At 44.5% G+C, this 22,032-nt stretch carries 26 protein-coding genes and 1 riboswitch; of the genes, 22 read left to right on the top strand and 4 right to left on the bottom strand.

Annotation, left to right across the window (positions count from 1 at the left end; genetic code table 11):
* Positions 1-123: 123 nt before the first annotated feature.
* Both H171_RS10815 and H171_RS24730 read right to left on the bottom strand, forming a co-directional pair.
* The gene (locus tag H171_RS10815; RefSeq protein WP_100305151.1) at positions 124-1,131 is read right to left on the bottom strand and encodes an ABC transporter substrate-binding protein; all 1,008 of its coding nucleotides are present in this window, start codon (positions 1,129-1,131) and stop codon (positions 124-126) included.
* 81 nt (positions 1,132-1,212) lie between these two features.
* Entirely contained in the window at positions 1,213-1,341 is a 129-nt protein-coding gene (locus H171_RS24730) for a hypothetical protein (RefSeq protein ID WP_278282120.1), read from the bottom strand.
* Positions 1,342-1,496: 155 nt separating this feature from the next.
* Between H171_RS24730 and H171_RS10810 the strand changes: the two genes are divergently transcribed.
* Both H171_RS10810 and H171_RS10805 read left to right on the top strand, forming a co-directional pair.
* Positions 1,497-2,306, top strand: coding sequence for a Cof-type HAD-IIB family hydrolase (locus H171_RS10810; protein WP_100305150.1), 810 nt, complete (start codon positions 1,497-1,499; stop codon positions 2,304-2,306).
* 85 nt (positions 2,307-2,391) lie between these two features.
* Complete coding sequence (locus H171_RS10805) at positions 2,392-2,694, top strand: YerC/YecD family TrpR-related protein (RefSeq protein ID WP_025232421.1); 303 nt, start codon at positions 2,392-2,394, stop codon at positions 2,692-2,694.
* 49 nt (positions 2,695-2,743) lie between these two features.
* Here the strand turns inward: H171_RS10805 and H171_RS10800 are convergent, their stop codons facing one another.
* The gene (locus H171_RS10800) at positions 2,744-3,364 is read right to left on the bottom strand and encodes a DUF1836 domain-containing protein (protein ID WP_100305149.1); all 621 of its coding nucleotides are present in this window, start codon (positions 3,362-3,364) and stop codon (positions 2,744-2,746) included.
* Between the two features lie 262 nt (positions 3,365-3,626).
* On the opposite strand from H171_RS10800, the gene H171_RS10795 reads away from it, so the two are divergent.
* From H171_RS10795 to spoVAE, 13 genes are all read left to right on the top strand, one after another.
* Positions 3,627-4,010, top strand: coding sequence for a RidA family protein (locus H171_RS10795; RefSeq protein WP_100305148.1), 384 nt, complete (start codon positions 3,627-3,629; stop codon positions 4,008-4,010).
* Positions 4,011-4,326: 316 nt separating this feature from the next.
* A complete protein-coding gene (locus H171_RS10785; RefSeq protein WP_100305146.1) occupies positions 4,327-5,700 on the top strand; it encodes a bifunctional folylpolyglutamate synthase/dihydrofolate synthase in 1,374 nt (457 codons plus the stop codon).
* On the top strand, positions 5,697-5,837 hold the full coding sequence (locus tag H171_RS24320) for a hypothetical protein (protein WP_166433171.1): 141 nt from the start codon (positions 5,697-5,699) through the stop codon (positions 5,835-5,837). The genes H171_RS10785 and H171_RS24320 overlap by 4 nt, the downstream gene beginning before the upstream one ends.
* An 11-nt stretch (positions 5,838-5,848) precedes the next feature.
* Positions 5,849-7,165, top strand: a complete 1,317-nt coding sequence (locus tag H171_RS10780; protein ID WP_100305145.1) for a tetratricopeptide repeat protein — start codon at positions 5,849-5,851, stop codon at positions 7,163-7,165.
* Positions 7,166-7,396: 231 nt separating this feature from the next.
* Complete coding sequence (locus tag H171_RS10775; RefSeq protein ID WP_025232427.1) at positions 7,397-7,738, top strand: STAS domain-containing protein; 342 nt, start codon at positions 7,397-7,399, stop codon at positions 7,736-7,738.
* A gap of 10 nt (positions 7,739-7,748) precedes the next feature.
* The gene (gene spoIIAB, locus H171_RS10770; protein ID WP_157803146.1) at positions 7,749-8,183 is read left to right on the top strand and encodes an anti-sigma F factor; all 435 of its coding nucleotides are present in this window, start codon (positions 7,749-7,751) and stop codon (positions 8,181-8,183) included.
* Between the two features lie 5 nt (positions 8,184-8,188).
* Positions 8,189-8,902: an RNA polymerase sporulation sigma factor SigF gene (gene sigF, locus H171_RS10765; protein ID WP_025232429.1), complete on the top strand. Its 714-nt coding sequence runs from the start codon at positions 8,189-8,191 to the stop codon at positions 8,900-8,902.
* Between the two features lie 63 nt (positions 8,903-8,965).
* Complete coding sequence (locus tag H171_RS24315) at positions 8,966-9,127, top strand: hypothetical protein (RefSeq protein WP_166433172.1); 162 nt, start codon at positions 8,966-8,968, stop codon at positions 9,125-9,127.
* Positions 9,124-9,750 (top strand): stage V sporulation protein AA, encoded by a 627-nt coding sequence (locus H171_RS10760; RefSeq protein WP_100305143.1) that lies wholly within the window; start codon positions 9,124-9,126, stop codon positions 9,748-9,750. Before H171_RS24315 ends, H171_RS10760 begins: the two co-directional genes overlap by 4 nt.
* Complete coding sequence (locus H171_RS10755) at positions 9,737-10,165, top strand: stage V sporulation protein AB (RefSeq protein ID WP_334293229.1); 429 nt, start codon at positions 9,737-9,739, stop codon at positions 10,163-10,165. The genes H171_RS10760 and H171_RS10755 overlap by 14 nt, the downstream gene beginning before the upstream one ends.
* Before the next feature lie 40 nt (positions 10,166-10,205).
* Positions 10,206-10,658 carry a SpoVA/SpoVAEb family sporulation membrane protein gene (locus H171_RS10750; protein WP_025232432.1) on the top strand — a complete coding sequence of 151 codons (453 nt, stop codon included), beginning with the start codon at positions 10,206-10,208 and terminating at the stop codon, positions 10,656-10,658.
* A 32-nt stretch (positions 10,659-10,690) separates the two neighbouring features.
* Positions 10,691-11,710 carry a stage V sporulation protein AD gene (gene spoVAD / locus H171_RS10745; RefSeq protein WP_100305141.1) on the top strand — a complete coding sequence of 340 codons (1,020 nt, stop codon included), beginning with the start codon at positions 10,691-10,693 and terminating at the stop codon, positions 11,708-11,710.
* A 169-nt stretch (positions 11,711-11,879) separates the two neighbouring features.
* The gene (gene spoVAE / locus H171_RS10740; RefSeq protein WP_100305140.1) at positions 11,880-12,236 is read left to right on the top strand and encodes a stage V sporulation protein AE; all 357 of its coding nucleotides are present in this window, start codon (positions 11,880-11,882) and stop codon (positions 12,234-12,236) included.
* Between the two features lie 83 nt (positions 12,237-12,319).
* Here spoVAE and H171_RS10735 read toward each other — a convergent pair whose 3' ends face one another.
* Positions 12,320-14,971, bottom strand: coding sequence for a transglycosylase domain-containing protein (locus H171_RS10735; RefSeq protein ID WP_100305139.1), 2,652 nt, complete (start codon positions 14,969-14,971; stop codon positions 12,320-12,322).
* A 315-nt stretch (positions 14,972-15,286) separates the two neighbouring features.
* Here H171_RS10735 and H171_RS10730 point away from each other — a divergent pair, with 315 nt between their 5' ends.
* From H171_RS10730 to H171_RS10700, 7 genes are all read left to right on the top strand, one after another.
* Positions 15,287-15,943 (top strand): YigZ family protein, encoded by a 657-nt coding sequence (locus tag H171_RS10730; RefSeq protein ID WP_100305138.1) that lies wholly within the window; start codon positions 15,287-15,289, stop codon positions 15,941-15,943.
* A gap of 238 nt (positions 15,944-16,181) precedes the next feature.
* Positions 16,182-18,014, top strand: coding sequence for a translational GTPase TypA (gene typA / locus H171_RS10725; RefSeq protein WP_100305137.1), 1,833 nt, complete (start codon positions 16,182-16,184; stop codon positions 18,012-18,014).
* A gap of 212 nt (positions 18,015-18,226) precedes the next feature.
* Positions 18,227-18,853 carry a single-stranded DNA-binding protein gene (locus tag H171_RS10720; RefSeq protein WP_025232438.1) on the top strand — a complete coding sequence of 209 codons (627 nt, stop codon included), beginning with the start codon at positions 18,227-18,229 and terminating at the stop codon, positions 18,851-18,853.
* Positions 18,854-19,022: 169 nt separating this feature from the next.
* Positions 19,023-19,526 (top strand): cob(I)yrinic acid a,c-diamide adenosyltransferase, encoded by a 504-nt coding sequence (locus H171_RS10715; RefSeq protein ID WP_100305136.1) that lies wholly within the window; start codon positions 19,023-19,025, stop codon positions 19,524-19,526.
* Positions 19,527-19,549: 23 nt separating this feature from the next.
* A riboswitch (Lysine riboswitch) is annotated at positions 19,550-19,724 on the top strand.
* Between the two features lie 175 nt (positions 19,725-19,899).
* On the top strand, positions 19,900-20,784 hold the full coding sequence (gene dapA, locus H171_RS10710; RefSeq protein WP_100305135.1) for a 4-hydroxy-tetrahydrodipicolinate synthase: 885 nt from the start codon (positions 19,900-19,902) through the stop codon (positions 20,782-20,784).
* Between the two features lie 38 nt (positions 20,785-20,822).
* Positions 20,823-21,581, top strand: coding sequence for a 4-hydroxy-tetrahydrodipicolinate reductase (dapB, locus tag H171_RS10705; RefSeq protein ID WP_100305134.1), 759 nt, complete (start codon positions 20,823-20,825; stop codon positions 21,579-21,581).
* A 76-nt stretch (positions 21,582-21,657) separates the two neighbouring features.
* Positions 21,658-21,969, top strand: coding sequence for a hypothetical protein (locus H171_RS10700; protein WP_100305133.1), 312 nt, complete (start codon positions 21,658-21,660; stop codon positions 21,967-21,969).
* Positions 21,970-22,032: the final 63 nt, after the last annotated feature.

Raw genomic sequence — 22,032 nt, 5'->3', positions numbered from 1 at the left:
GAAACCTGCTCCAATATTGCGCTTTGAGCATCGTATGCTTATGGTATAAAATATACAGGACCGCAGTGGATGCGGCCCTGTATATTTTATTATATCACCAGATACGTTTAGAAAGGGTGGGATTTATTTTGCTGCTTTTTCTGAATAAATGGTCGTTACAAGTTCCTCATAAGGAACCCGGTCCTTTAATTGGCCGGATTCTTCCAGGATGTTTTCCAGAAGCTCGAAGCTGTCTTTTGCAAAAATCGTATCCTTTTTCCAGGTATCCTGTGCTTTATACCGTTCAATAATGGTTGCAATCGTTGCCACGTCGGTTTCTTTGAACTGGGGCTGGATCACCTTTGCAATTTCTTCCGATGAATGGGAATTTACATACTCCAGTCCTCTTTGGATAGCATTGGTGAATTTCTGGATGGTTTCCGGATTCTTTTCCAGATAGCTTTTCTTTGCGCTGTAAGCAGTGTAAGGAATATAACCGGAATCAACGCCAAGTGAAGCGACAACGTGTCCGCTGCCTTCTTTTTCAAGTCCTGTGGCAAATGGTTCAAATTCCACGGTATAGTCTGCATCATTGCTGGTAAATGCCGCGGCAGTCAAGCCAAAGTTAATGCTCTGGTCAATGGATAAGTCCGTAACAGGGTCAATGCCATTTTTTTTCAGGATATACTCAAATACCATTTCCGGCATTCCTCCGGCTCTTCCTCCCAGTACCTTTTTGCCTTTAAGATCCGTCCATTTAAAGTTAGGCTGATTGTCTCTTCCTACAAGAAAGTTTCCGGCTCTCTGGGTCAGTTGGGCGAAGTTGACAGCATAGTCTTTCGAACCGTTCGCGTAAGTATAGATACTGGCTTCAGAACCCATAAATCCGATATCGGCATCGCCTGATATCAGAGCAGTCATAACCTTGTCGGCGCCGGCGCCGTTGACTAAGGTTAAGTTAATGCCTTCATCTTCAAAATATCCCAGTTCAATGGCTGAATACTGGGGAGCGTAGAAGATAGAATGGGCAACTTCATTTAGTGTGACCGGAGTTAATTCGGATGCCTTTGCTTTTGGGCCGCAGGCAGTCAGGCTAAGTATAGATGCTCCGGTGAGTATGGCCGCCAGAAAAAAGTGATAGGCTTTTCTCATAAAATCCTCCTTATGGAAATCTTAATACTACATTTTATTATGAGAATATGGGAAGGTACTTTGTCTTATGAAAAATTTTTATTATACCTTAACCGAGCCGGATACCTGATAAAAGAGCGGCCTTATATGCTTTCTGGCCGAGGTTCTGCAGCTTGTCAGGGAGGCAGCCAGCATGAATGCAACCAGGAGTAAAACGATTGCCTTTTTCATATCATTCTCCCTTTCTTAGTATCTCCTATTGGCATTGTATGATGGGGGCCAGGCTGCGGTTCCGTCCATTTATATATTTCTGTATTTTAGGATGGAATAAGAAGAGAAACTGTGTTATACTGCTATAGTAAAATTTACAAAACAGGAGAAATTCAATGGACTATCGGATGATTGTGCTGGATTTGGATGGGACGCTGACCAATCGGAATAAGGAGATCACACCCAGGACCAAAGAGGCGCTTTTTGAATTAAAACAACAGGGCGGAATTATTGTACTGGCTTCCGGACGGCCCACCTACGGGGTGATGCCCCTTGCCAAGGAATTGGAGCTTCATAAGTCAGGAGGATACATCCTGTCCTTTAACGGAGGGCGCATCATTGACTGCAGAACCGGAGAAACGGTTTTTGCAAGAGAATTGCCGGTGTCCTCAAATTCCAGGATAATCCGCATGGCAGAAGACCATGGAGTGAACATCCTTACCTATGAGGATGATTTGATCGTCACTCCCAATGCCAGGGATGAATATGTTGAAAAGGAAGCAACCATCAATAAACTGGAAGTAAAAGAAATTCAGGATATGGAGGCTTATGTACAGTTTCCGGTTGTTAAATTCATGATGCTTGATGAAGGCGACTATCTTGCAATGGTAGAGCCAAAGGTAAAGGCGGCCTTAGGGCGGGATTACAGCGTTTACCGTTCAGAACCCTATTTTTTGGAGATACTCCCGAAAGGAGTGGACAAGGCGGCAAGTCTGGAACGTCTGCTTTCAAAGCTTGGCATAAGCAAGGATGAGATGATTGCCTGCGGAGACGGTTACAATGATTTGTCCATGATCCAGTATGCAGGCCTTGGCGTTGCGATGGAGAATGCAGTTCTCCCGGTGAAGAAAGCAGCTGATTATATGACCCTTTCCAATAATGATGACGGAGTGGCTCATGTTATAGAAAAATTTATGCTTTCATGATGTCCGCGAAGGGTGGACTTTACAACTTTAGTATGTTAAAATGCTACTAAGGGCAAAAACAAGAAAAAGGGGATTGAACGATATTATGAATAAAAAGATTAAGACAGATGCGGTAGACCATCTGTTTGAAGCTATTCTAACCTTGAAATCGTCAGAGGAATGCTATACTTTTTTTGAGGATGTATGCACAGTCAATGAACTGTTAAGCTTATCCCAAAGATATGAGGTAGCAAAGATGTTAAGAGAGGGCCGAACTTATCTGGAGATCGCGGAAAAGACGGGGGCGTCCACTGCGACCATCAGTCGTGTGAACCGCTCCTTAAATTATGGGAACGATGGATATGATATGGTGTTTAAACGTTTGGAAGAAGAAAAGAGAGAAGATTGATAAAAACAGGGACAAGCCGGGTACCAATACTTGCCCCTGTTTTCATCTGTCATTTTTTCTTTTTTATGTTTATGGGCTCGGTTTCTCTTAAATCATCAATGATCTGCTCGATGATCTGCTTCTTTAAGTACACATCAAAGGAAAGCTCACAAATCCAGGAAAAGAGGCGGAGATATTCCAGATCATCTTTCTGGAGCCCTTTGTCTTCAAAGGTTTTACCGGCGTGCTCGTATTTTTGAAGGATATCCTCCTTGATACGGTCAATACCGCCTTCTACCTGGGAGAAAATTTCCCGGTAGATATCCTCTAAAGGAATCCCTTCCGAAGAATTAAAGTGCTTTTCCGTAATAGGCTTAAAGAGCTGCTCGATGTCATGAAAAGAGAGCAGATTTTTAAAGTAATATATAAATATAAGCAGCAGAATGTGTTCTCTGGAATATTTCTTTTTATTAGGAGCCGGAAGAAGATTGTTCTTGGCATAATTATTGATCATGGTTTTGGTCAGGACTTTGTCCTCCGGATAGCGTTTGGTATCTTTTAAATGCTCATCCATGAAGGTGGTGACCTGATCCATGTACAGATCAATATTGGGAATGGTTTCCGGCCTTATATGGTCTAAGGATTCCAGATGCTTCAGGATGTCCTGCATTCTTTCGTCGTTGGTCTTCATATGTTTTCCTCTTTCCTGCCCATGACTTTTGGCATAAAGGCATACTCACAGGGCGCCGACCTTCTGTACGCCTGCTGCCGCACATGAGGGATGATCCCCTTTATCATATCATATTATATAGTATTCAATACCAGATGACAAGGGGGAAAAGGATTTAAAGGACTAAATTTTTTTAAGAATACCTGAAAAAGTTTCTTGACTTTTGTGGAATGTGTGCTAATCTAGAATTATCAGAGAAATGAACGAAAGGAGACATATCATTATGAAAAAAGTATTAGCAACAGAAAAAGCGCCGGCAGCAATCGGCCCATATTCTCAGGGCGTACGCGGGGGCGATTACGTATTTATATCAGGACAGCTTCCCATTGACCCTGCTACCGGCGAATTTGCAGGTGAGGATATCGTATCCCAGACAAAGCAGTCATTGACAAACATCAAGTCCATTCTGGAAAGCGAAGGCTTATCCATGGCTAACGTGGTTAAGACAACCGTTTTATTAAAGAATATCAGTGAGTTTGGAGCAATGAACGAAGTTTATGCTTCCTTCTTTGAAGGAGAATGCCCGGCAAGAGCCGCATATGAAGTGGCAGCCCTTCCTAAGAACGCTCTGGTTGAAATCGAGGCCATCGCATATTGCGGTAAATAGTCTTTCCAGGAATTGATTGAAAGAAATGAATGCAGGGAGCAGGATCCTTTGAGATGCTTAAAAGTGTTTCAGAGGGCTTTGCTCTCTTTTTGTATTTCTGTATACTTAAGGCATATGAAAAGGGCAGTTGTAGAAATAAAGGGCTTTTTGCGAAAGAAATGGGTTGCATATTGACGGACATATATTATAATAAATTAGAAAGTCCGATTTGTTTTATGGCGATCGGGCTGCCGGTTTTCTGAATTCAAGCCCTCTAAGGCTTGCGTTCATCATGAAAATCAGGTCTGAAATTCATTTGGAAGCTGGTACTCTAACGATGAAGATTGACGAAACGGCAGAAGAATATCTGGGCCGGATTCCTATGTGGACCAGAAAGAAAAATTCTCTGGAAAATATCCGGAAGTACCTCTGTGAGATGGGCGAACCGGATGAAGGGATGAAAATTTTTCATGTGGCAGGTACCAATGGAAAAGGGTCGGTATGTGCATTTTTACAGTCTATTTTAAGGAAAGCTGGCTGCAGGGTGGGGACCTTTACCTCCCCTCATCTGATTGAAACCAGGGAACGTTTCTGCATAAACGGAGAGATGGTATCGGAAAAGGTTTTTGAAGAAAGCTATGAGACCGTCCGAATGCTATCTGAGAATATGATGGAGAAAGGATATTGCCATCCGTCTTATTTTGAGTTTCTGTTTTATATGGCAATGGACATGTTCCATAAGACAGAAGTGGATATAGTAATTTTAGAAACCGGCCTTGGAGGAAGGCTGGACACGACCAATGTTATTAAGTCTCCCCTGGTATCGGTGATTACCTCCATCAGCCTGGATCATACAGAATATCTGGGAGATACGATTGAAAAAATTGCATGGGAAAAGGCTGGAATAATTAAAAAAGGTGTGACAGTCATCTTTGATGGAACCGATGGACAGGCTTCCCAGGTCATCCGAAGCAGGGCAGAGGAGGTTGGATCTCCTTACTGTGAAGTGGACAGGCAGGGATATGAGATAACCGGATATGAAGATCAGGGCTGCAAGGCCAGATTTTATAAAACAGAAGGCGATTTAATAGAAGTCACTGTTCCAACCGTAGCTGAATATCAGGTGATGAATGCCTTCCTTGCGTTTAAGGCTCTTGAGGCGGCAGGGCTTAAGGAGGTCATGGACTTAGAGATCACCCCGTCACAGATGAAGGAAGGAATCGCTCACATGTACTGGCCGGGAAGAATGGAAGAAGTTCTGCCGGGGGTATATCTGGACGGAGCCCATAATCCGGGTGGCATTAAGGCCTTTTTAAATGCTGCAGCCGGCCTTTGTGAGGCAAGAAAGAAACGGGCTGATCTATTGTTTTCGTCAGTATCCGATAAGGATCATGATAAAATGATAAAGGAGATTGCAGGTACGCTGCCCCTTGATCAAGTGGCGGTGACTCATATTCATTCAGAAAGAGGACTGGAAACTGAGGTCCTGCTAAAAGAGTTTCAAAGTGCCTGCGGCTGCGGTGTGGAAGGATTTCAGACAGTGGAAGAGGCAGTTTTATACATGCTTCATAAAAGGGATGAAGGACATCTGCTGTTTTGTGTAGGTTCACTTTACCTGATGGGGGAGATAAAAGCGGTTTTAAGGAGGAACTCCATTCCATGGATACCTGGATGCCCTGAAAAGATGGGCGGGAAAGAGGAAAGCATATGATTGATTTTGAAGCTGAGATTAACAGTTACAGGCCAAGCCTGGAGGTTGATGCCATTGAAGATGCCATTGTAAGAAGTGATTTGACGGATATGAATGACCTGATGATGGATCTTATAAAAGAAATCAACAAGGAATAGGCGGTTAAAATATGGATTATGAAAGAAAAACCCGGGTAATCGCAAACAGCTATTACAACATGGGGCTGGAACGGGCAAAGCTTAGGGACTTATCAGGAGCTTCCGAATGTCTGAAAAAAAGCCTCCATTTTAACAAGTATATGACAGATGCAAGGAACCTTTTGGGCCTGATCTATTATGAGGTCGGAGAAGTGGGCGAAGCTCTTGTTCAATGGGTAATCAGCATGAACTTCCAGCCAGAAGGTAACCAGGCGGATAACTACCTCGGTGAGATACAGAGAAAATCAGGTATCATGGAGACGGAGCGTCGTGCAGTGAGAAGATTTAACCAGGCCCTGATTTATGCCCAAAGCGGCAGTGAGGATCTGGCGATTCTTCAGCTCAATAAGGTTGTGGAAAGCAAGCCTAACTATGTAAAGGCCCAACTTTTGCTGGCACTCCTTTGCATAGCCAGAGAGGATTATCAGAAGGCCGGTAAAGCCGTTTACAAGGTATTACAGATCGACCGCAATCATCCAAAGGCACTTTACTACAAGTCCTTGGTCAAGGATACGGCCGGAAGTGGAAAAAGTGAGCGGGAGCCGGAAAAAAGAAAGCTGAAAAATGTGCTTTCCCACAGGCAGATGGAAGATGACGATGTGATCATTCCACCAAGCTATCGGGAGAATACCAAGGATCAGGCGGTTTGGAATATTCTTGCAGGGCTTTTGCTTGGGGCTGCAGTGGTCTTTTTTCTGGTAATGCCGGCGAATACAAAATCCATAAATGAGCTCCATAATCAAGAGATGCTAAAATACAGCGAGCAGTTAAGCCAGGCCAACCAAAAGGCAGACGGTCTTACGGCACAGCTGGAATCCATAGAAGCAGAAAAAAAGACTGCAGAGGCTTCTTTGGCTTCACTCACCAGTGATTCAGACAGTGTTCTTGCCCAGTATCAGGCCGTGATCGGGATCCTTCAGGCTTATAAGAAGGATGATTTTCCTGCTGCGGTGCGGATTTATGCCGGGCTTAACCCGGATCTCATCGCTTCCGCAGATGTCCAGACAATCGTAGGTGAGATAAGAAAGGATATGGCGGAAAATGGCTGTCCGATTTTAGAAGGCTTTGGGGACAAGGCGATGGAGACAGGCGATGCCCAGACAGCACTTGTATATTACTTAAAATGTCTTGAATTAAAACCAGCCAGCTGGCAGGCTAAATTCAAGACGGCGGTCATCTACAAGGGAATGGACCAGAAGGAGCAGGCCAACGGGCTGTTCTCCGATATTATAAATAACAGCAAAGATGAAGAACTATCTGCTAAGGCAAAATCAGAGCGAGGTTTTTGACATGATTTACTTAGTGAAGGCAGGCAAAGTGCAGCCTGAGCTTAGTAAATTAGTCGTTCGATGAACGAAAATGAATCGAACTTCCTTTGTTTTTTAGCAAATGAAAGACACTACAGAAGAGCAATTTTTTTTGTGGTGTCTTTTTTTCATTTTCCCGGTTCGTTTCCGGCGGCCGGGGGGTGCTCTTTTTGGTATTACGGACAGACAATAAGGAATGGAGGAGTATTGCATATGAATCAACCATACTTTACATATGAAGCAGAGGGGCAGACACTGATCGTCCATCTGCCGGAGGAGTTGGATCATCATAACTGTTCAGGGCTTAAATACGAAACCGATTTAATCCTTTCCGAGAACTATATCAGGCGCATTGTTTTTGATTTTTCAAGGACCAGATTCATGGATTCTTCGGGAATTGGTATTTTGCTGAACAGGTATAAGCAGATGGCTTTAAGCGGGGGGACCATAGCCATCTACGGTGCAGGCCCCCAGGCTCTCCGCATTCTTAAAATAGGGGGGATATTAAAATTAATGAAATTATATGACTCTAAGGAAGCAGCAGTCACAGGTTGAGGAGGAACGTATGTCAGAACAGAATAAACCAGAAATTCTGAAAATGGAATTGGAAGCCCTGTCAAAAAACGAGGAATTTGCCAGAGTGGCAGTGGCAGTTTTTATGGCAAGGTTGAACCCCACCCTGGAAGAGGTGGATGATGTAAAAACAGCCGTGTCGGAGGCAGTCACAAATGCAGTCATCCATGGATATCAGGGCAACGGAGGAATCATTTACCTGGAAGTGGAGATTGATGGCCAGGAAATTGCCGTAACCGTCAAAGATACGGGTATCGGTATCCCCGATATCAAGCTGGCCATGGAGCCTATGTACACCACAGATCCGGATGGAGAACGGTCAGGCATGGGATTTTCCTTTATGGAAGCGTTTATGGATCAGGTGGAAGTAAAGTCGGCTCCTGGAGAGGGTACTGCCGTAACCATGACAAAGAAGATTAACGGGTGAACCTTATGGATGAGACCATGAGATTGATAGAAATGGCTCACGAAGGAGATAAAGCGGCAAGAGATCAGCTTGTGACCGACAATTTCGGGCTGGTTTGGAGCATTGTACGCAGATTTACAGGGCGTGGTTATGAACCTGAGGATTTGTTTCAAATCGGCAGCATTGGCTTAATGAAAGCCATCGATAAATTTGACTTATCCTATGAGGTGAAATTTTCCACTTATGCGGTGCCCATGATAACAGGAGAGATCAAACGTTTTTTAAGAGACGACGGAATGATCAAGGTCAGCCGATCCATAAAGGAAATGGGGCTTAAAGTGAAAAACGTCAGGGAAGAGTTAGTGTATCGTTTTGGAAGAGAACCTACGTTGGAAGAAATTGCAGGAGAAATAGGGGCCAGTAAAGAAGAAGTTGCAGCATCCATTGAGGCGGGCGCGGAAGTGGAATCCTTATACCGGTCTGTTAACAAAAATGACGAAAACAGCATTTTACTCATTGATAAAATTGAAGAAGAAAGTTCCGCCCAGGAAGAACTTTTAAACCGCATGGTGCTTCGGGAGCTTTTAACGGCGCTTTCCGATAAGGACAGAGAAATTATTATCAGGCGTTATTATTATAATGAGACTCAAAGTCAAATTGCCGCAAAGCTTGGAATATCTCAGGTTCAGGTTTCCAGACTGGAAAAAAAGATTTTAAAACAGATGCGGGAAAAATTGTAGAATAAAATAATTTTATACGGCTCATACTAGCTTTGAAAACCAGAGAAAAGGATGTGAGCACGTATGGAATCCATAAAACATAAGCTTGTCATGGCGCTTCTTGTATTATGCCTGATTGCAGTAGCCGCTGCTATCTGGTATATGATTGCAGTTATGCCGGATGGAACAGAAAAAGAAGGGACGCTTGTAGAAGCCATTCCGGGATGGGAGATGATGGTTTCATGAGCAAGACCGTTTATTTAAATATCAGCCAGATTACAGAGGTGCGGCACAAGGAAATCCAGTTAAAGGATGTGGCAGATGTTTATTGCGACGATACGGCCATCATGAACAAGTGTAAAGCCCTTCGGATCAAGACCATCCATTTGGACCGCAACAAGCGGTATATAGAAAAAACACTGGATGTAATCCAGAAACTGATGGAAATGGATTCGACTCTTCAGATCAATAATGTGGGAGAGGTAGACTTTATCATAGACTACCATAAGCCAAAATCACCCATGTGGGTCTGGCAGTGGATCAAAACCATATTTGTCTGTATCGTTTGTTTCTGCGGTGCATCCTTTGCCATTATGACCTTTAATAATGATGCCAGTGTTACGGACGTTTTTAAGGAAATTTACCGGATCATCATGAAGCAGGAGTCAAGCGGATTCACGATTTTGGAGGTCAGTTATTCTGTTGGACTGGCTCTTGGAATTGTGGGATTCTTCAATCATTTCGCAAAATACAAGATCAATACCGATCCAACTCCGCTGGAGGTGGAAATGCGGCTTTACGAAGACAATATCAGTAAGACCCTGATCCAGAACGATGGAAGAAAGGAGTCGGATATTGATGTTTCTTAGAGAAGTATTTCTTGTTTTTATTGGGCTCAGCGCTGGCGGCATTATAGCAGCCGGCGTTTTTGCTTTTTTGGTAATTATTGGTGTATTTCCAAGATTGATCGGAATGACTCATACGAAGAAGCATATTTTACTCTTTGAGTCGGTCATCATTCTTGGCGGTGTACTTGGAAATTTATGGGATATTTATGAAATTCCCATAGGGTTTGGCGGAAATCTGGCTCTTGGAACATATGGACTTTCCGTGGGAATCTTTGTGGGCATCCTTGTCATGTCCCTTGCGGAGACCTTGAAAGCCCTGCCTATATTCAGCCGTAGAATTCATCTTGCTGTTGGTCTGCAATATTTGATCCTTTCCCTGGGGCTTGGCAAATTGATCGGTTCTCTGATCTATTTTACAGCGAATTTTGGACAGTAACATTAGGAACGGGATTGCATGGACGAGAAGGAGGAAAATAATGGAAATAAACAAAAAAGCTTATGAGGCTTATGTAAAACAGGTGACTCCGGTTCACAAAAAATGGCCGGGGATTATAAAGGCTTTTCTGGTGGGGGGAATCATATGTGCCCTTGGCCAGTATATTACAACCTTATTCATGAATACAGGTCTGGAAAAGGAAGCGGCCTCTGCCTGGACCACTCTGGTTCTGATTGCAGCCACTGTCATCCTGACCGGACTTAATATTTACCCCAAGATTACAAAGTTTGGCGGAGCAGGAGCACTGGTGCCGATCACGGGGTTTGCCAATTCCGTTGTGGCTCCGGCTGTGGAATTTAAGGCGGAGGGCCAGGTATTCGGTATCGGTTGTAAAATCTTTACCATTGCCGGTCCTGTCATATTATACGGGATTTTAAGCTCCTGGATCCTTGGAATCATCGCCTATGTATTAAAGGCCTTTCAAATGCTGTAGGAATGAACCGGTCAGAGAAATGGAGAGAGAAAATGCAGATAGGAAAAGCAAGTATTAGATTTGAAGAACCTCCAATTATTGAAAGCATGGCTTCCATAGTTGGTAAAAAAGAAGGTCAGGGTCCCTTGGGAAGTTTGTTCGATGTGGTAGAGCAGGATGATATGTTTGGGTCAGACAACTGGGAAAAGGCAGAAAGTGCCCTTCAGAAGCAGACGGCTGATCTGGCCATAGAAAAGGGAGATATCCGGAAAAAGGACATCCGATATTTGTTTGCAGGAGACTTACTGGGCCAGCTGATCGCCACTTCCTTTGGAACGGTAGATTTGGAAATTCCCTTATTCGGTTTATTTGGAGCCTGTTCCACCATGGGAGAAGCTCTCAATCTGGGGGCTATGACCGTGGCAGGGGGCTACGCGGATAAAGTTATGGCTATGGCTTCCAGCCATTTTGCAACGGCTGAAAAGCAATTCCGTTTCCCGCTGGGATATGGAAACCAGAGGCCGTTTTCCGCCTCGTGGACCGTCACCGGCTGCGGTGCGGTTGTACTCACCAAGCACAGAAAAGAAGGAATCGCAGCCATCACCGGAATCACTACCGGGCGTATGGTGGATATGGGCATTAAAGACTCCATGAATATGGGTGCAGCCATGGCTCCTGCCGCCTTCCATACCATTCAGCAGAATTTTGATGATTTTCAGGTGGATGAATCCTATTATGATAAAATCATTACAGGAGATTTAGGTCAGATCGGCAGGACGATCCTGCTTGATTTTATGAAGAATAAAGGACATGACTTAGAAAAGATTCATACGGATTGCGGAATCGAGATATTTAACAGCAATGACCAGGATACTCATGCAGGAGGAAGCGGCTGTGGATGCGCGGCTTCCACCCTTTGCTCCTATATCCTTCCTAAAGTTCAAGACGGTACGTGGAAACGAGTCCTGTTCGTGCCCACCGGTGCCCTCCTTTCTACAGTGAGCTTTAACGAAGGCGAGACGATCCCAGGGATCGCTCATGCAGTTGTGATCGAAAATATGGGAAACCTATAGCCATGCAGAAATATTTGTGCGGTTTGTGCGTGGGAGCTTGCTCACTAAGCACAAACCGTGCAAATATTCCTATAGGGCGCAGCCCGCATTCATAATTTGGCGATGCTTTTTCGCCAAATTATGAATGGCATGGTCAAACACTTTAACAGTTGAAAGAAAGGAGATATCCATGGAATACGTGAAAGCATTTTTAGTCGGAGGAGTGATCTGTGCTCTGGTGCAGATATTAATGGATAATACAAAACTGATGCCAGGAAGAATCATGGTACTTCTGGTAGTGACCGGAAGCATCCTTGGCGCGATTGGTATCTACCAGCCCTTTGCTGACTGGGCCGGAGCCGGGGCAACGGTTCCTTTACTTGGCTTTGGAAACACCTTATGGAAAGGTGTTTCAAAGAGTATGGGAGAGGATGGATTCTTAGGAATCTTTAAAGGGGGATTTACTGCTAGCGCTGTAGGAATCTCCGGAGCTCTGATTTTCGGTTACCTGGGATCCATTTTATTTAAGCCTAAAATGAAGAGTTGATACGATCAGGTAGTAACATAGTTCCGTTACAAAAAGGGTGCCTTAAAAACCAATTTGGTTTTTAAGGCACCCTTATACTTTTCTTAATAGCCTCCCCAGGGAGGTATCTGCGTTGTGCCGCCAGGATTCTGGGGTGTATGTCCGGGTCCATACTGCTGCGGAAGTCCGCCTGGTGAATCCAGATTATCTCCTGGAGGAAGGATAATGGAGTTAGCAGAATGGATGGTGCAATAGCCTGGCATTGCAAATTTAGAGTCATCCGTTGCCCCTTCTTCTCCTGCAGGAATTGCCATGAATATGGCGGTGGTCCGTTCCGGACAGTAAGGAGTTGGCAGACGATGGGATACGGAGCAGACCGTTGCACGTACATGATTGTTGCATACGTCGGTGGGAACCGTTCCTTTAGCAAAATATTCGGTGTATACCGCATTGCCTCTGGGATCGTTGTTACAGACGCCTGAGACTGCAAGTTTACCGGATTTACGGCAGATCTGAGCGGTTTCTATGCTGTCAGGCACCGGAAAGCCAGGATCGGACATTCCTTCATGGACCCTGGTCATGATCTTCCGCCATATGGCTTTGTGGAAGGAGGTGCCTCCGTTTTGCTTCGTCAATTTCTGGTTGTCGTCGCAGCCGGCCCAGATACCGGCGGTATAATAAGGGGTGTAGCCTACAAACCAGATATCATTGTTTGCGGAGGTGGTACCGCTTTTTCCTGCTCCTGACATGCCGGGAATGCGAGCGGAGGCGCTGGTGGAACTTGGTCCCGAGCTTGAGAACTTTCTGCTGCTTTCCATGGAACCTGCCATGGCATCAGTTAAAAGGAATGCGGTGGAATCCTTTAGTACCCGGTGGGTTTCCGGCGTATTGTCAATTAACACCTTTCCGTCATGATCCAGTATTCTGGTAAAAAATATGGGCTTTTTGTAAACACCGCCGTTGGCGATGGTAGCAAAGGAGCCGGTCAGTTCCAAGTTGGAAACGCCGGTGGTGATTCCTCCAAGGGCCAGTGCCGGGTTATAATCGGTATCGGTTAAGGAGCTGATTCCGAAATTCTTGGCATATTCCACACCAAGCTGAGGCGTTACGGTTTCCATCAGGCAGCGGACTGCCACGATGTTCATGGAGTAGATAATTCCATCACGTATGCTGGAGTAACCTTGATAACCGGAGCTGTACCAGTTGGAGAAGGTCTTATTGCCCACCGTATAGATGGAATCATAATAAACAGACCCCAGGGTGGCTCCGCAGGTGTCAATGGCAGGTGCAAAGGCTGTCAGTATTTTAAAGGTTGAACCTGGCTGACGGTATGTGCCGCTGGCCCGGTTTAAAGTTAAGCTGGCTGTTTTTTGTCCCCGTCCGCCGCTTATGGCTTTTACCTCTCCGCTTTTCTGATCCATGAGAACAAAGGAAGCCTGAGGCTGCAATGTCTTGTGAAGACTTTCCCCTATAATGGTATCCCCGTCTTTTAAAAGAAAAGCCTTATACCCGTCTATATCGGCCTGGACCGCCTCTTCGGAATTATATAAACCGTCAAATCCTGTATCCCCGTTATCCTTGTGATAACGTTTTATATTCTCTTCGGAGTAATGTGTGGTCGTTCCATCCTTATGGGTAACAGACAGCCTGTATTCAACGGAATATCTGGCGGCAGAGTAGTTTTCAGGATTGTTGATTTCTTCGTCTACAATGGCCTGAATCGCAGGATCCTGAGTGGTATAAATCGATAGGCCGCCGCTGTAAAGCATGTTGTGGGCCTGGGTGTCCGTATAACCTAACTGGTCCTTCATGGCCTTTTTGACCTGCTCCACCAGTTCATCTGTAAAATAGCTGTATGGGGTAGAGGTTTCCTTGGTGGCGGTATCTACGTTCTGGATCCTGGAATAAACATCATCGGACAGGGCTTCGTCTTCTTCCTGTTTTGTGATATATCCCTGGTCATGCATATACTGTAGAATAACCTTTTGCTTGTCCGAATTGGCTTTTTGCCCTGTAATCGGGTTAAATTTTGAAGGGTTCTGGGTGATCCCTGCAAGGACTGCGCATTCTGATAAGGTTAAGTCCGATATGTTCTTATTGAAGTATCTTCTGGCAGCCACCTTAACCCCCAGGGAATTGTTGCCCAGGTTAATGGTATTCATATAGTTGGTTATGATCTGCTCCTTTGACATGGCCTCATCCAGCTTAACGGCTAAGAACCATTCCTGCAGCTTTCGCTCCAGCCGTTCTCCGAAGCTTTTTTCCATTCCGCCTCCAAATACGCTGTTTTTAATTAACTGCTGGGTAATGGTGCTTCCCCCGCCTGCGGTGGAATCCCCTGTCAGTACACCCCTGACGGCGCGGAGAATGGAACGCAAGTCGATTCCATTGTGCTCCCAAAACCGGGCATCTTCATAGGAAACAAAAGCATTGACGAGATTCTTCGGAAGTTCCTCATAACTGGCTTCCTCCCGGTTGGAACCTGCAGTTACCAAGGTTTCAGTGACGTTGCCGGCGCTGTCATAGACGGTTGTTGCATATTCATTTGGAACAATGGTTGCGATATCTACCTCAGGAGCATTGTCTATGATTCCTTTTACCATGCCGAAACAGATGCTGGCAACAACAATGCTGCCGAATAAGCATAGCACAAATAGACTCTTTAAAAAGGCAAGAAAGACCTTAGTGGTATATTTCCTTGCTTTTGAATTGGCAGATCGGATCTTTTTTTCTGTTGATTGTTTGCCATAATTCATAGGAAATCTCCTTTCCACTTTACTGCCCGCGTTTTTGGGCATAAAGGTATACCCGCAGGGTGTTTCCACTTTACTGCCCGCGTTTTTGGGCATAAAGGTATACCCGCAGGGTGTTTCCACTTTACTGCCCGCGTTTTTTGGGCATAAAGGTATGCCTGCAAGGCATTACCGATTTATTATACCAAAAATTGTCGTACAATTCAACACCTACCATTTTTGGAGATAATGCGGCAAAATATACATGGAAGCTTGCCTGGGCTTATACTTTTGGGTATAATGGGGGTGGTTGGTTAAAAAGAAGAAATGAGGATGTTTATGAGAAAGTCTTACAGGATTTTGTATCAGGGCGGCACTGGAGAAATTACAGAGAAAAAATCCCGGTTCATTGCTAATTTAAAACCTGTGGAATCAGAGGAAGAAGCACAGGCATTTATAGAGGAAACAAGAAAAAGATATTGGGATGCGAGACATAACTGCTACGCCTGGATTATCGGGAGGGGTGGGGAGGAAAAGCGCATGAGTGATGATGGGGAGCCTAGCCAGACTGCGGGAAAACCCATGATGGATGTTCTGGAAGGCGAAAAGCTTGTAAACCTCTGTGCAGTGGTGACCCGGTACTTTGGAGGAACTCTACTTGGAACAGGAGGCCTGGTAAGAGCTTATTCAAAAGCAGTGCAGGAAGGGTTAAAGACCTGTACGGCTTTAACCGCAAAACCGGCGGTAAAGCTTTCTATTACTACGGATTATAACGGAATTGGAAAGATTCAGTATCTTCTGGGGCAGCGGGAAATCACGACTCTTGGATCTGAATACACTGACCGGGTAGAGCTTACTGCCCTGGTTCCTGATGAGGCCTTAGATAAGCTTCGGGCCGATATTACAGAGGTGACAGGCGGGAAAGCGGGACTCCTTCAGTCAGGAGAGGTCTATTACGTTATTTTTAATAAAGAGGTAGTTCTGTTTCCGGGATAAAGAAGGGAAGCTTTAAGAAACTGTCGAAAAAAGAAGAAAAAATCTTGCAATATGAAATATAGGATGATATACTGGATAATCGTGATAATGTAAATGAAACTAAGGGCAGAGTTGGTCCTTAGTTTTTTATGATATGGGAACAGGATTGCCTGTATTATAAAAATGTACTTTGGCCGGTATATCCTCAGGGAGGCCGGGGTACATTCTTTGTTTAAAGAAGAGAAAGAAGAGTACATTTATGAAGATGAAAAGAGAAGACGTAAGAAATGTGGCGATTATTGCCCACGTCGATCATGGTAAAACAACACTGGTAGACGCCCTGCTTAAGCAAAGCGGCATTTTCCGCGAGAATCAGGAAGTCGTGGAACGAGTCATGGATTCCAATGATATCGAGAGAGAGCGGGGAATCACCATTTTATCCAAAAATACGGCTGTTCATTACAACGGAACCAAGATCAACATCATTGATACCCCTGGCCATGCGGATTTCGGCGGCGAAGTGGAGCGTGTTTTAAAGATGGTAGACGGCGTAATCCTGGTTGTAGATGCTTATGAAGGAGTTATGCCTCAGACGAAATTTGTGCTTCGGAAGGCATTGGAACTAGGACTGTCTGTAGTAACCTGTATCAATAAGATTGACCGTCCGGAGGCTAGGCCCATGGAGGTAGAGGAAGAAGTATTAGAGCTTCTCATGGACCTTGATGCCAGCGAAGAACAGCTGGACTGTCCGTTTGTCTATGCTTCCGCAAAGGCCGGATTTGCTAAAAAAGATCTTGATGATGAGGAAACCGACATGGCTCCCTTGTTTATGACTATCATTGATCAGATACCGGCTCCGGAAGGTGATCCGGATGCAAATACCCAGCTGCTAATCAGCACCATTGACTACAATGAATACGTTGGACGTATCGGCGTGGGCAAGGTGGATAACGGCAGGATCAGAGTGAACCAGGAGTGCGTGATCGTAAACCACCATGATCCGGATAAATTCCGTAAGGTTAAGGTTGGAAAGCTGTATGAATACGAAGGCCTTAATAAGGTAGAGGTTCAGGAAGCTACCATCGGTGCCATTGTTGCCATTTCCGGAATAGCGGATATCCACATCGGTGATACCCTTTGCTCTCCGGAAAAACCGGAGGCGATTCCGTTCCAGAAGATCTCAGAGCCTACGATCGCCATGAATTTCATGGTAAATGACAGCCCTCTTGCCGGACAAGAAGGAAAATACATTACCTCCCGCCATATCAGAGAGCGCTTATTCAGGGAATTGAATACTGATGTCAGCCTTCGGGTGGAAGAGACCGATTCTCCGGACTGCTTTAAGGTTTCCGGCCGCGGGGAGCTTCATCTGTCTGTTTTGATCGAGAACATGAGAAGAGAAGGCTTTGAATTCGCTGTCAGCAAGGCTGAGGTTTTGTACCATTATGATGAGAGAAACCACAAGTTAGAGCCCATGGAAATCGCCTATGTTGATGTGCCTGAGGAATTTACCGGTGCAGTCATTCAGAAGCTTACAAGCCGCAAGGGAGAGCTTCAGGGCATGAGTCCTGCCAATGGAGGCTACACAAGACTGGAATTTGCAATTCCTTCCAGAGGTCTGATCGGCTACCGGGGAGAGTTCATGACGGATACAAAAGGAAACGGAATCATGAATACGTCATTTGACGGCTATGCAACCTTTAAGGGAGAGTTATCCTACCGTAAGACAGGATCCCTGATCGCTTATGAGTCAGGAGAATCCATTACCTACGGCTTGTTCGGCGCCCAGGAAAGAGGTAATCTGTTTATCGGGCCTGGAGTAAAGGTTTATTCCGGAATGGTTATCGGACAGAATCCAAAGGCGGAAGACATCGAAATCAATGTTTGTAAGACGAAAAAACTGACCAACACCCGTTCTTCCAGTGCAGATGAATCTCTTAAACTGACACCTCCAAGAGATATGAGCCTGGAACAGTGTCTTGACTTTATTGATACCGATGAACTTTTAGAAATCACCCCCTCAAACCTTCGGATCAGAAAGAAAATTTTAGATCCTACCTTGAGAAAAAGGTCATCTATTAATAAAAAGTAATTGACGTAAATTGTAATTTAAAGGAAGATACTGCTTTCATTAGCCGAAAATTCGGCAAAGAAGCAGTATCTTCTTTTATTTTCCGGCGCATTCTGCCCTGATATGTCGATATTTTTGGATTGTTTTCTATCATTTTAGAGCATTCTCTCACATAAATTTAATATTAGCTGTGAAGCATATTAGCAAATAAGTGAAAGAAGAGGGGAAATACAATGTCAGAAAAAATGATTGAAAACAACAAAGTGAGCGTCATCGGAGAGATCGTCTCCGGCTTCACCTTCAGCCATGAAGTATTTGGAGAAGGATTCTATATGGTGGATGTTGCGGTAAATCGTCTTAGTGAACAGGCAGATATCATACCGCTCATGATTTCAGAACGTCTTATTGACGTGGAAGGAGATTACTCAGGCTTAACGGTGGAAGCCATTGGTCAGTTCCGTTCCTATAATCGTCATGAAGGAACAAAAAACCGGCTGGTGCTTTCTGTTTTTGTGAGAGAAGTTCATTTTATAGAAGAGTTTACGGATTATACAAAGACCAATCAAATTTTTCTGGATGGATACATATGCAAAGCCCCCATTTACAGAAAAACACCTTTGGGAAGGGAAATTGCGGACCTGCTCCTCGCAGTTAACCGCCCATATGGAAAATCAGATTACATACCCTGCATCGCATGGGGAAGAAATGCCAGATATGCTTCCGGATTCACAGTTGGAACAAGAGTAAAAGTATGGGGAAGAGTCCAGAGCAGGGAATACACCAAAAAATTAACTGAAACAGAGTGTGAAAAAAGAGTGGCTTATGAAGTATCAGTCAGCAAACTGGAATGTGCGGAGTAAACGCTGTTATTTATAAATATGTGGAACGCCTTACAGGCATGCCCTTTCGCTGGGAAATATTAAGGAAACGGTAAGAAAACTTGCAAAAGTATTAAAATTATGATACTATAAGCAGGTTCTAACATAATATGTAAATAATTGCTTTTTAGCTGTTATGAGGTGCTTAAGGATGAATAAAGGTGCGATACAGGTTATATGCGGGGAAGGTAAAGGAAAGACTGCAGCCGCTATGGGTATGGGAATCGGAGCTCTGACAAAAAACAAAACTGTGATCATGATACAGTTTTTAAAGGGCTGTCCCGGACGGGATTCTTTTGATATTATGAAACGCCTGGAACCCGAGATGAAAATATTCCGGTTTGAAAAGTCTGATTGCTTTTTTGAAAGCCTTTCTAAAGAACAGCAGGAAGAGGAGCGGATGAATATCCGCAACGGTCTGAATTTCGCCAGAAAGGTCGTATCAACAGGAGAATGCGATATGCTGATCCTGGATGAAATCCTCGGACTTCTGGACCAGAAAATCATAGAGGCAGAGGAGCTTACAAAGCTGCTTCAGTCCAAAGTTGATGAGATGGAAGTCATATTAACCGGTAAGGTTTTTCAAAAGGAAATGGAACCGTATGTAGACAGTATTCTGGAAATCAACCATGTTAAAGTTGACAACACAATATAATAATGATAGTATGGTAACATACATATAAGAGTAGAGGTTGCGTTGCTTATAAGTACCCTGTCCGATGTATCAGGTACAGATGAGGGCAGGGGGAAGGAAGAAACGCCGAAGAACGGTATGGCCTGAGCATGCTTGTTCTGGGCATATGGTTAAGAGCCATATGACTGTCATCCTTTTGGATGGGGAGCTACTTAAAGAAGGATGAGATTACCAGATTCTAAACTTTAAGAGCTGACCCTGTTGTCAGCTCTATTTTTAATTCATAGGAGTTTAAATCCGGTGAAAAAAACGCTCCGCTACGGATGCGTACGACCCGTATGGGCCGGATGATAGTTTACTGAGTATGATGAAAAAGAATCAGGAGGAAGATATCATGGCAATTTTTGAAGGCGCAGGTGTAGCTCTTGTCACACCATTTAAGGAAAACAGAGATGTAAACTATGAGAAGCTGGAGGAACTGGTAGAAGAACAGATTGCTCTGGGAACGGACGCTATCATTGCATGCGGTACAACAGGCGAGGCGTCCACCATGACTCATGAGGAACATCTGGACGTGATCAAATTCGTATGCCAGGTAACGAAAAAGCGGATTCCAGTCATTGCAGGAACCGGTTCTAATTGCACGGAGACGGCTGTTTACCTGTCTGAAGAGGCAGAAAAACAAGGTGCTGACGGGCTTCTTCTCGTGTCTCCTTACTACAATAAGGCAACTCAGAATGGACTGAAGGCTCACTTTAAAGCAGTTGCTGATATGGTGAAGATCCCCATTCTTCTTTATAACATCCCTGCAAGAACCGGGGTAACCATAGCGGCTGAGACCATAGCGGATTTATGCTTACATGTCCCTAACATTGTTGGGGTAAAGGAAGCCAGCGGAAATTTTTCAGCCATAGCGGATATCATGAACCTTACGGACGGCCGTGTGGATTTATATTCCGGCAATGACGATCAGATCGTCCCCATGCTTTCCTTGGGAGGAAAAGGTGTTATATCCGTTCTTTCCAACATTGCGCCTTCCCAGACCCATGAAATCTGTGAGTGCTATTTTAAGGGAGATGTAAAACGTAGCGCTGCTCTTCAGCTTGCTGCTATTCCTCTGATCAATGCCTTATTCTGCGAGGTTAATCCTATTCCGGTTAAAGCGGCCCTAAATCTTATGGGAAAGGCTGCAGGTCCTATGCGTCTGCCTCTTACTGAGATGGAACCTAAGAATCAGGAACGATTAAGAGAAGCCTTGACAGAGTATGGAATTTTATAATCGGTAAACGATATACCTATAGAAGAAAAGAGGATAGCATGATTAGGATGATAATGCACGGCTGTAACGGGGCCATGGGTCAGGTGGTATCCCAGATTGCGGCAGAGGAAACGAATTTAACCATTGTTGCGGGTATCGATCCCCATGATACCAGGCAGAACCAGTATCCGGTATTTCCGTCACTGGAAGCCTGCGGGGAAGAGGCAGATGTGATCGTGGATTTTACCTCCTCTAAAGCAGTGGACAGTCTTCTTGATTACAGCGTCAAGAAAAAAATACCTGTGGTAGTATGTACTACCGGACTTTCGGACGAACAGATAAAAAAGCTTGAGGAGGCTTCCGGTCATGTTGCGGTCCTTAGGTCCGCCAATATGTCTCTTGGCGTCAACCTGCTTATGAAGCTGGTAAAAGAGGCAGCCCAGGTCCTTGCGGCCTCAGGATTCGATATTGAAATACTGGAAAAGCACCACAATAAAAAGCTTGATTCCCCAAGCGGAACGGCTCTTGCCCTGGCGGATTCCATTAATGAGGCCATGGATCAAGAATATCATTATGTATATGACAGAAGCCAGGTCAGAAAGGCCAGAGATAAAAAGGAGATCGGGATCCAGTCTGTCCGTGGAGGAACGATTGTCGGGGAACATGATGTAATTTTTGCCGGAACAGATGAGATCATTACCTTCCATCACACTGCATACTCCAAGGCTATTTTTGCAAAAGGTGCTGTTTCTGCGGCAAAATTCCTGGCAGGAAAAGCTCCGGGACTATATACCATGAAAGATGTTATAAAATCATAAATTTTCCAATATCTTCCACCATAATTCGTTCTTCCTTTACACATACTAATCGTAGAAAATGAAAGGAGAATGTATTATGAAAAGGATAAAACCTTATGCAATTACCCTTATTGTCATTATGACAGTAATGTGTCTGACTGCCTGCGGAACCACAAAAGGAAACAATGGAACCTCAGCAGGCACCACTGGTGCAACAACCCAGACAACTGCAGCAGCAACAACCAAATCTACTACTGAAACTACTACTATGACTGAAACAACAGGCACAGGAGCAAATGAGAGCACTGGTGTGATTAACGGTGTTGTTAATGATGTAGAAAAAGGGGTTGACAAAATTACAGGGGAAAGCAATGGCCAGCCTACTTCAGGAGCCACAAAAGCACCATAATAGAACGAGATTTTCAATAAAAAAGCTTCAGGCAAGGAATCTATGCTTGAAGCTTTTTTTATT

The sequence above is a fragment of the [Clostridium] celerecrescens 18A genome, from assembly GCF_002797975.1.
GTDB classification, from domain to species: Bacteria; Bacillota; Clostridia; order Lachnospirales; family Lachnospiraceae; genus Lacrimispora; species Lacrimispora celerecrescens.
The sequence above is the reverse complement of the archived record's forward strand: the minus strand, read 5'-3'. Positions and strand labels throughout refer to the sequence as shown.

Coding starts and splice junctions, on each gene's coding strand:
- H171_RS10815 (WP_100305151.1), bottom strand. CDS start 1,131: ATGAGAAAAGCCTATCACTTTTTTCTGGCGGCCATACTCACCGGAGCA.
- H171_RS24730 (WP_278282120.1), bottom strand. CDS start 1,341: ATGAAAAAGGCAATCGTTTTACTCCTGGTTGCATTCATGCTGGCTGCC.
- H171_RS10810 (WP_100305150.1), top strand. CDS start 1,497: ATGGACTATCGGATGATTGTGCTGGATTTGGATGGGACGCTGACCAAT.
- H171_RS10805 (WP_025232421.1), top strand. CDS start 2,392: ATGAATAAAAAGATTAAGACAGATGCGGTAGACCATCTGTTTGAAGCT.
- H171_RS10800 (WP_100305149.1), bottom strand. CDS start 3,364: ATGAAGACCAACGACGAAAGAATGCAGGACATCCTGAAGCATCTGGAA.
- H171_RS10795 (WP_100305148.1), top strand. CDS start 3,627: ATGAAAAAAGTATTAGCAACAGAAAAAGCGCCGGCAGCAATCGGCCCA.
- H171_RS10785 (WP_100305146.1), top strand. CDS start 4,327: ATGAAGATTGACGAAACGGCAGAAGAATATCTGGGCCGGATTCCTATG.
- H171_RS24320 (WP_166433171.1), top strand. CDS start 5,697: ATGATTGATTTTGAAGCTGAGATTAACAGTTACAGGCCAAGCCTGGAG.
- H171_RS10780 (WP_100305145.1), top strand. CDS start 5,849: ATGGATTATGAAAGAAAAACCCGGGTAATCGCAAACAGCTATTACAAC.
- H171_RS10775 (WP_025232427.1), top strand. CDS start 7,397: ATGAATCAACCATACTTTACATATGAAGCAGAGGGGCAGACACTGATC.
- spoIIAB (WP_157803146.1), top strand. CDS start 7,749: ATGTCAGAACAGAATAAACCAGAAATTCTGAAAATGGAATTGGAAGCC.
- sigF (WP_025232429.1), top strand. CDS start 8,189: ATGGATGAGACCATGAGATTGATAGAAATGGCTCACGAAGGAGATAAA.
- H171_RS24315 (WP_166433172.1), top strand. CDS start 8,966: ATGGAATCCATAAAACATAAGCTTGTCATGGCGCTTCTTGTATTATGC.
- H171_RS10760 (WP_100305143.1), top strand. CDS start 9,124: ATGAGCAAGACCGTTTATTTAAATATCAGCCAGATTACAGAGGTGCGG.
- H171_RS10750 (WP_025232432.1), top strand. CDS start 10,206: ATGGAAATAAACAAAAAAGCTTATGAGGCTTATGTAAAACAGGTGACT.
- spoVAD (WP_100305141.1), top strand. CDS start 10,691: ATGCAGATAGGAAAAGCAAGTATTAGATTTGAAGAACCTCCAATTATT.
- spoVAE (WP_100305140.1), top strand. CDS start 11,880: ATGGAATACGTGAAAGCATTTTTAGTCGGAGGAGTGATCTGTGCTCTG.
- H171_RS10735 (WP_100305139.1), bottom strand. CDS start 14,971: ATGAATTATGGCAAACAATCAACAGAAAAAAAGATCCGATCTGCCAAT.
- H171_RS10730 (WP_100305138.1), top strand. CDS start 15,287: ATGAGAAAGTCTTACAGGATTTTGTATCAGGGCGGCACTGGAGAAATT.
- typA (WP_100305137.1), top strand. CDS start 16,182: ATGAAGATGAAAAGAGAAGACGTAAGAAATGTGGCGATTATTGCCCAC.
- H171_RS10720 (WP_025232438.1), top strand. CDS start 18,227: ATGTCAGAAAAAATGATTGAAAACAACAAAGTGAGCGTCATCGGAGAG.
- H171_RS10715 (WP_100305136.1), top strand. CDS start 19,023: ATGAATAAAGGTGCGATACAGGTTATATGCGGGGAAGGTAAAGGAAAG.
- dapA (WP_100305135.1), top strand. CDS start 19,900: ATGGCAATTTTTGAAGGCGCAGGTGTAGCTCTTGTCACACCATTTAAG.
- dapB (WP_100305134.1), top strand. CDS start 20,823: ATGATTAGGATGATAATGCACGGCTGTAACGGGGCCATGGGTCAGGTG.
- H171_RS10700 (WP_100305133.1), top strand. CDS start 21,658: ATGAAAAGGATAAAACCTTATGCAATTACCCTTATTGTCATTATGACA.